The 7238-nt window shown below is 76.1% G+C and carries 4 protein-coding genes; 3 read left to right on the plus strand and 1 reads right to left on the minus strand.

The window, feature by feature from the left end; translation table 11 throughout:
* Positions 1 to 14 precede the first annotated feature (14 nt).
* Together HZS56_RS23140 and pdxS are read left to right on the plus strand one after the other, a co-directional pair.
* On the plus strand, positions 15 to 557 hold the full coding sequence (locus HZS56_RS23140) for a LemA family protein (protein WP_216722692.1): 543 nt from the start codon (positions 15 to 17) through the stop codon (positions 555 to 557).
* Between the two features lie 132 nt (positions 558 to 689).
* Positions 690 to 1601 carry a pyridoxal 5'-phosphate synthase lyase subunit PdxS gene (pdxS, locus tag HZS56_RS23145; protein WP_216722693.1) on the plus strand — a complete coding sequence of 304 codons (912 nt, stop codon included), beginning with the start codon at positions 690 to 692 and terminating at the stop codon, positions 1599 to 1601.
* A gap of 92 nt (positions 1602 to 1693) precedes the next feature.
* On the opposite strand, the gene HZS56_RS23150 is transcribed toward pdxS, so the two are convergent.
* Positions 1694 to 6214 carry a cation-translocating P-type ATPase gene (locus HZS56_RS23150; RefSeq protein ID WP_216722694.1) on the minus strand — a complete coding sequence of 1507 codons (4521 nt, stop codon included), beginning with the start codon at positions 6212 to 6214 and terminating at the stop codon, positions 1694 to 1696.
* A 47-nt stretch (positions 6215 to 6261) separates the two neighbouring features.
* Here HZS56_RS23150 and HZS56_RS23155 point away from each other — a divergent pair, with 47 nt between their 5' ends.
* On the plus strand, positions 6262 to 7155 hold the full coding sequence (locus HZS56_RS23155) for a hypothetical protein (protein WP_216722695.1): 894 nt from the start codon (positions 6262 to 6264) through the stop codon (positions 7153 to 7155).
* Positions 7156 to 7238: the final 83 nt, after the last annotated feature.

The following is a 7238-nucleotide window of genomic DNA, read 5'->3' on the forward strand; positions in this document are numbered from 1 at the left end:
TAGGGTTTCGGCCCGTGACCGCAACCCTCATCTGGATCCTGGCCGTCCTCGTGGCCGTGGGCCTGTACCTCAGCTGGACGGCCGGCCGTCTTGACCGGCTGCACGCGCGGATCGATGCCGCCCGTGCCGCCCTCGACGCGCAGTTGCTGCGCCGGGCGTCCGTGGCCCAGGAACTGGCCACCTCCGGCGTGCTCGACCCCGCCGCCTCCATCGTGCTGTACGAGGCCGCGCACGCCGCACGGCAGGCCGAGGAGGAGCTGCGGGAGGTCGCCGAGAGCGAGCTGAGCCAGGCCCTGCGCGCCGTGTTCGCCGACGCGCAGCAGGTGGACGCCCTGCGCGAGGCGCCCGGGGGTGAGGCGGCCGCCGACGAACTGGCCGAGGCGGTACGGAGGGTGCCGATGGCCCGGCGCTTCCACAACGACGCCGTGGGAGCCGCCCGCAGGCTGCGCGAGCACCGCAAGGTCCGCTGGTTCCGCCTGGCCGGGCACGCGCCCTTCCCGCTGGCCTTCGAGATGGACGACGAGTCGCCGGCCGCCCTGGTCGAGCGTGCCGCTTAGCGCATCCCGCGCGGAAAACGATCCACCGCCTTCGCATTGGCCCTTGCTGTGGCCTGCTCGACTCACGTTTCCTCGTTGCTGCAGAAAGCCGCAGAAAGCGGCAGGAACCCCTTCCCCGCAAGCGAGGTACCCGTGTCCAGCACGCTCTCCGAAACCCAGGTCACCGAGACCGGCACCGCCCGTGTGAAGCGCGGCATGGCCGAGCAGCTCAAGGGCGGCGTGATCATGGACGTCGTCACCCCGGAGCAGGCGAAGATCGCCGAGGACGCGGGCGCCGTCGCCGTCATGGCCCTGGAACGGGTCCCGGCCGACATCCGCAAGGACGGCGGTGTGGCCCGGATGTCCGACCCGGAGATGATCGAGGGCATCATCGGCGCCGTCTCCATCCCCGTGATGGCCAAGTCCCGCATCGGCCACTTCGTGGAGGCGCAGGTCCTGCAGTCCCTCGGCGTCGACTACATCGACGAGTCCGAGGTCCTCACCCCCGCCGACGAGGTCAACCACAGCGACAAGTTCGCCTTCACCACCCCCTTCGTCTGCGGTGCCACCAACCTCGGTGAGGCCCTGCGCCGCATCGCCGAGGGCGCCGCGATGATCCGCTCCAAGGGCGAGGCCGGCACCGGAAACGTCGTCGAGGCCGTCCGCCACCTGCGCCAGATCAAGAACGAGATCGCCCGGCTGCGCGGCTGCGACAACAACGAGCTGTACGCCGCCGCCAAGGAGCTGCGCGCCCCCTACGAGCTGGTCAAGGAGGTCTCCCAGCTGGGCAGGCTGCCGGTCGTGCTGTTCTCCGCCGGCGGTGTCGCCACCCCGGCCGACGCCGCGCTGATGCGCCAGCTCGGCGCCGAGGGCGTCTTCGTCGGCTCCGGCATCTTCAAGTCCGGCGACCCGGCCAGGCGCGCCGCCGCCATCGTGAAGGCGACCACCTTCTACGACGACCCGAAGATCGTCGCGGACGCCTCCCGCAACCTCGGCGAGGCCATGGTCGGCATCAACTGCGACACCCTCCCCGAGACCGAGCGCTACGCCAACCGCGGCTGGTAGGCACGGGACCATGAGCGGCACTCCCGGCACTCCCGGCGCCCCTGCCACCTCCGCCACCCCCGGCACCCCCGGGCGGGGCGGAGAGAGGTGCGTCAGCGCACCGCGCCCGGCAGTCGCTCCGCCACCTTCGGCCAGTAGCGCATCACCGCCCCCTCCACTCCCGGCAGCGCCCGCTGGCCCGCCAGCGCCAGGACGATCGCCGCGGCCACGCCCGTCCAGGCCACCGGACCCAGCGGCGTGCACCCGAAGAGGCGGCTGGCGCCCGGCGTCATCACGAGGGCGACCAGCGCGGCGGCGGAGCCCAGACACGTCACCTGCACCAGGCGGCTCTCGCGGCGGTCGGCGAGGGTCTGGGCGAGCTGGGTGCCGACGACCGCGCACAGCGCCATCGTCGTGGAGCGGCGCCGGGTGCCCGGCGTGAAGCGGCCGAACAGCCAGGCTGCGGTCGCGCCGAGCGCCGTCGTCAGGGCCCGGTGCCGGATCTCCCGGAGCAGCGGCTCGCCCAGGACCGCCGCCCCGAGCGGCGCGCCCGCGTCGGCGGCCTCCTGCTCCGGGTCGCCCGTCCGTGTCACCGCGACCGCCATCGCCGGGAACAGGTCGGTGAACAGGTTGACCAGCAGCATCTGCCGGGTCGACAGCGGCGACGCACCGCCCAGCACCGTGCCGAGGATCCCGAAGCCGACCTCGCCCGCGTTGCCGCCGATCAGGATGGCGATGGCGTCGGCGACGCTGTGCCACAGGGCCCGGCCCTCCCGGACCGCCTCCACCAGGACCAGCAGGTCGTCACCGGTGACGACCAGGTCGGCGGCGTTGCGGGCGGCGGCCGAGCCGCGGGCGCTGATCCCGACGCCGATGTCGGCGGCCCGGATCGCGGCGGCGTCGTTGGCGCCGTCGCCGACCATGCCGACGACCCGCCCGGCGTCCCGCAGCGACTCGACGACCTGGAGTTTCTGCTCGGGCGCCACCCGGGCCACGACGTCCGCGTCGCGCAGCAGCCGGGAGCGCGAGGTGCGGTCGGCGGCGGCGAGTTCGTCGCCGGTGACCACGACGGCGTCCTCGGGCCAGCCCAGGTCCACGGCGATGGCACGCGCGGTCTGCGGATGGTCGCCGGTCAGCACCACGGGCCGTACGCCTGCCTCGCGCAGCCCGCGCACCAGGGCGGGGGAGGTCTCGCGGGGCACGTCGGCGAGGGCCAGCAGTCCTGTGAACTCCAGCCCCGACGGCGGCCGTTCGATGACGTCGGCCGCCTTCTCGCCGTCGGCCAGGGTGCGCCGCGCCACCGCGATGATGCGCAGCCCGGCACCGGCCAGCCGCTGCGCGACCTCGGCGGTGCCCGCGGGCAGCCCGGCGCAGGCGGGCAGCACCGTCTCCGGGGCACCCTTGACCACCAGCACCGCGGGTCCGCCGCTGCCACCACTGCCTGCGCTACCACCACTGCCACCGTTGCCACTGTTGCCACCACTACCGGCGCTACCGGCGCGTCCGACGGCGGCCGCGTAGCCGCGGGAGGTCTCGAAGGGCAGGCCCTCCTCCTGCGTCCACTCCGGGTCGTCCCCGGCCGCGTCCAGGACCGCCTCGTCGGTGGCGTGGGTGGGCCGGGCGCCGTCGCCGTTCAGCCGGGGGCAGGCGCGCGCGGCGACGCGTACGGCCTCGGCGGTGTCCGGGTCCCCCACCCTGCGCACCGTGCCGTCGGGGCCCGCGACCCGCGTCAGCCGCAGCCGGTTCTCGGTGAGCGTGCCGGTCTTGTCGAAGCAGACGGTGTCCATGCGGCCCAGCGCCTCCAGGGTGCGCGGGGTGCGGACGAGCACGCCGTGGCGGCTCAGCCGGCGGGCCGCCGCGAGCTGCGCCACCGTCGCGACCAGCGGCAGCCCCTCCGGCACGGCGGCCACGGCCACCGACACGCCGCCCGCGACCGCCTGCCGGACCGGCGCCCCGCGCAGCAGCGACAGACCGGTCACCGCCGCGCCGCCCGCCAGGGTGAGCGGCAGCGCCTTGCGGGTCAGTTCCTGGAGCCGGGCCTGCACCCCGGCCGCCGAGGGGGTCCGGGCGGCCAGCGCGACCGCCCGCGCCGCCTCGGTGTGGTCGCCGGTGTCGACGACGACGGCCCGGGCCCGCCCCGCCACCACGGTCGTGCCCTCGAAGACCATGCAGTACCGCTCGGCCACCGGAGCACGGGGCACCGGGTCCACGCACTTGTCCACCGGCAGCGACTCACCGGTCAGCGCGGACTCGTCGACCTCCAGACCGTCCTCCCACAGCAGCCGCGCGTCGGCGGGCACCACGTCGTCCGCCTGCAGTTCGATCACGTGCCCCGGGTGCAGCTTGGCCGCGTCCATGATCCGCGGCTCGCCCTCCGGCCCGGACTCCTCGTTCTGGCCGAAGAGTTCGCCGGTCTCCCGCGAGGGCTCCCCGGTGACCCGGGCCTTCTGCTTCTGCTCGGCGAGCAGCCCGGACAGCGCCCGCTCGGCCCGCAGCCGCTGGAAGCCGCCGACCAGCGCGTTGAGGTCGAGCGCGCCGACCACCAGCAGCGCGTCCACGACCGACCCGAGGATCGCGGAGGCGGCCGAGCCGACCGCCAGGACCGGGGTGAGCGGGTCGTCCAACTCCCCGCGCACGGCCCGGCCCAGCTGCCACGACCAGCGTGCCGGGGCCAGCACCCGCACCCGGCCCGCCCGGTCCGCGGCCGCTCTCAACCGCGCCGCGGCCTGCTCGGTGGCGGTCGGCTCGGGCGTGCCCTCCCGCTCCAGCCGGTCCCGAACCGCGTCCGGTTCCAGCGCGTGCCACGCCACCCGGGGCCGCGGGTGCGGGGCGCGGGCCATCGCCACGCCGAGCGCCGCACGCGTCCCGGACAGCAGGGCCACCGCCGCGCTCGCGTCCACCGGCGCGTGGCGCATTCCCAGCAGCGCCGAGACGCCGCCCCGGCGCCTGCCGCGGGCCTCGCCGACCGCCACGAGCAGCCCGGACAGCGCGGCCCCGGACCGGGCCAGCGTCTGCGACCGGCGCCCGATCGCGCGGGCCGCCGGCACCGACCGCAGCAGCCGCCACACGTCGGCGAGCCCCTGCGGGGCGATCACGTCCGCACGCCACGCCACCGGGCCGTCGCCGTCGGCCAGCGCGACCGCCACGTCCCCGGCGAGCAGCCCGGCCGACACCTCCGGGCCGTCCCCGGCCTGCGGCCGTACGACGGTGACGACACCGCCACCGCCGCCGACACCACTGTCGCCACCGCCGCCGACACCGCCGCCTTCGGCGCGGAGGCCGGCGACGACCTCGGCGAGCGGGCGCCGGGCGTCGACTACCTGGTCCGCGAGGCCGGTGAAGTCGGCGAGCGCCGGGTCCTCGACCATCACCACGCGCAGGCCCGCGCGGCGCGCCGCGTCCAGCACGTCCTCGGTCCACGGGTCCGCGCCCGCGCCCGGCGCCCGCAGCGCGCTGGGGTGCAGGACGACCGTGCGGGCCATCTCCAGCTGCCGCAGCCGGGCGGGATCGCGCACCAGCACGCCGGTACGGGACAGCGCGGCGCCCAGTACGGCGTGGAAGGCGGCGGGCCCGTAACGCGCCGCCTTGGGCGAACCGGACAGCACCGCCTCCGCCGCCTCGGCCAGGTCGTGCTTGACCAGCAGGGTCGCCACGGCACCCGCGACACTGCCGGCCGAGGCGTGGGTGGCGTAGTCCTGGGCCGGGGAGGTGCGCGGCGGCGGACGCAGCGCGCCTCCGGCGGGCAGGCTGCCGCGACCGGGTACGCAGAGCCGGTCGTGCACGGCCTCGAAGGCCGCCGCCCGCGCCACGGCCTCCGCCAACTGGCAGGCGCGCAACGCCCCGTCGAGCACCAGCGAGGTGGGGCTCTGTCCGGCACCGTGCACGGCGGCGTTGGCGGCGGCCAGGGCCACTTCCATGCGGTGGTCGCCGAGCCGCTCGCGGAGCCAGGCGCGGAAGGCCGGGTTCTCGCGCAGCAGCGTCGACACGGCGGTGACCAGACGCGGCGACGCGGGCAGCCGCAGGCGCGCGCCGGTCACGGCGGCGGCGACGCCCAGCGCGTCTGCCCCCAGCGCGGCCGCCGCGACCCGCACGGAGACCGGGTCACCGGGATGGTCCGGCTCGTCGCCCGCGCCACCCTCCACCTGCCCCTGCTGCCTCTGCTGCCCCTGTTGCTCCGGCCGGGTGAGTCCGTGGCGCTCGGCGATGGCGGTGGCGCGGTCCACGACGCGATCCGTGAGCGCGTCCTCGGTGGCGGTCACCACCAGCCTGGCGAGGCCGGTGTCCCAGTAGGCGAGCAGGACGTCCGGGTGCTCGGCCAGCTCCTCCGCCACCCGCCGCGCCGCCTGCTCGGTGCCGCCCGCCCGGCGCACCCCGTCCACCGGGGCGGGCCCGAGCGCCAGGTGGGCCCGCGTTCCGGCCCGCCACTCCCGGCTGCCGCCCGGCAGCGCGGCGCGGGCGACCCGGGCGGCCCGCGCGGCGAAGTCGGCACCGCGCACACCGGCCCGTGCGGTGCCCGCGACCGCGCCGGCCGCGGCGCCCACGGTGGGGGCGGTGCCGCGCGCGAGCAGGCGGGGTCCGGCCAGCACGAACCCGGAGACGGCGTCCTGGGACCGCGTCAGAAGCACACCGACCATCGCTCGCCCCTCAGCCCGCCGTTCGGGTGCGGGAGGCGGAGGCCGCCGTGCGGCTCCTGCTCCGGGAAGGCCGACTGGATGACGCCTTGGCCGCCGACCGGCTCTTGGTCCGGGCGGGTGACGCCGTCTTCTTGGCGGCGGACTTGGCGGTGGTGCCCTTCTTCGCAGCGGTGCTCTTCTTCGCGGCGGTGCTCGTCGAGGCTGCCCTCTTCGCAGTCGCGGTCGCGTTCGCCCCGGTCGCCTTCTTCGCCGTTTTCTTCGCCGCCGTCTTCTTCGCCGCCGTCTTCTTCGCGGTCGCCCTCTTCGCCGTCGCCTTCTTCGCGGCGGGCGACTTGGCAGTGCCCTTCCGCGCAGTGACCGACTTGGCGGCGGCCGGCTTGGCGGCGGCCGGCTTGGCGGCGGCTGACTTGGCGGCGGCCGGCTTCGGCGGCGTCGACCGGGCGGCAGCCGACTCGCCGCCCGCCCCCGCCGAAGAGGCACCGCTTCCCCGGGACGAGGACGAGGCGCCGTTGGCAGCCGAAGCGGCACCGTTCGCCCGCGAAGAGGCGCCGCCCGCCTGCCCCTTCCCCCGCTGCTGTGTCAGCCAGGCCACCGCCGCTCCGGTGGCCGCGACGGGCCACTCCACCAGCCCGGCCACCCCCAGCACCCCGGCCCCCGTGTACACGATCACGCGCCGCCCGCGCGGCGACACCGCCCCGATCCGGTCCAACGCGCCCTCGGCGGCCCTGCCGACCGTCCCGGCACCCGGCACCTTCCGCAGTGCGGAGGCCGCCGCGTGCAACGGCCTCGGGAGTGTCTGCGCCGACTTCTGCTCAGCCATGACTGTTCGTCCTCGCCCTGTCCGTGCGGTGGAAACCCTGGGAACCTCACCTTCCGCATTCCGCCGGGTTCCCGCACCTCGGGCACTCATCCCGACGGCCTTTCAGGTACGGACCTCTTGACGAAAGGTCTGGACCAGATCACTGTCATGCCTACAACACCTCACCGACCCCCACCGGGAGGCCCCGCATGTCCCCCCGATCCC

Source organism: Streptomyces mayonensis (assembly GCF_018982965.1).
In the GTDB taxonomy this organism is placed as follows: domain Bacteria; phylum Actinomycetota; class Actinomycetes; order Streptomycetales; family Streptomycetaceae; genus Streptomyces; species Streptomyces mayonensis.

What these genes read in the sequence shown, in the direction of transcription:
- HZS56_RS23150 (WP_216722694.1), bottom strand. Translation starts at nt 6,214, where the DNA reads ATGGTCGGTGTGCTTCTGACGCGGTCCCAGGACGCCGTCTCCGGGTTC.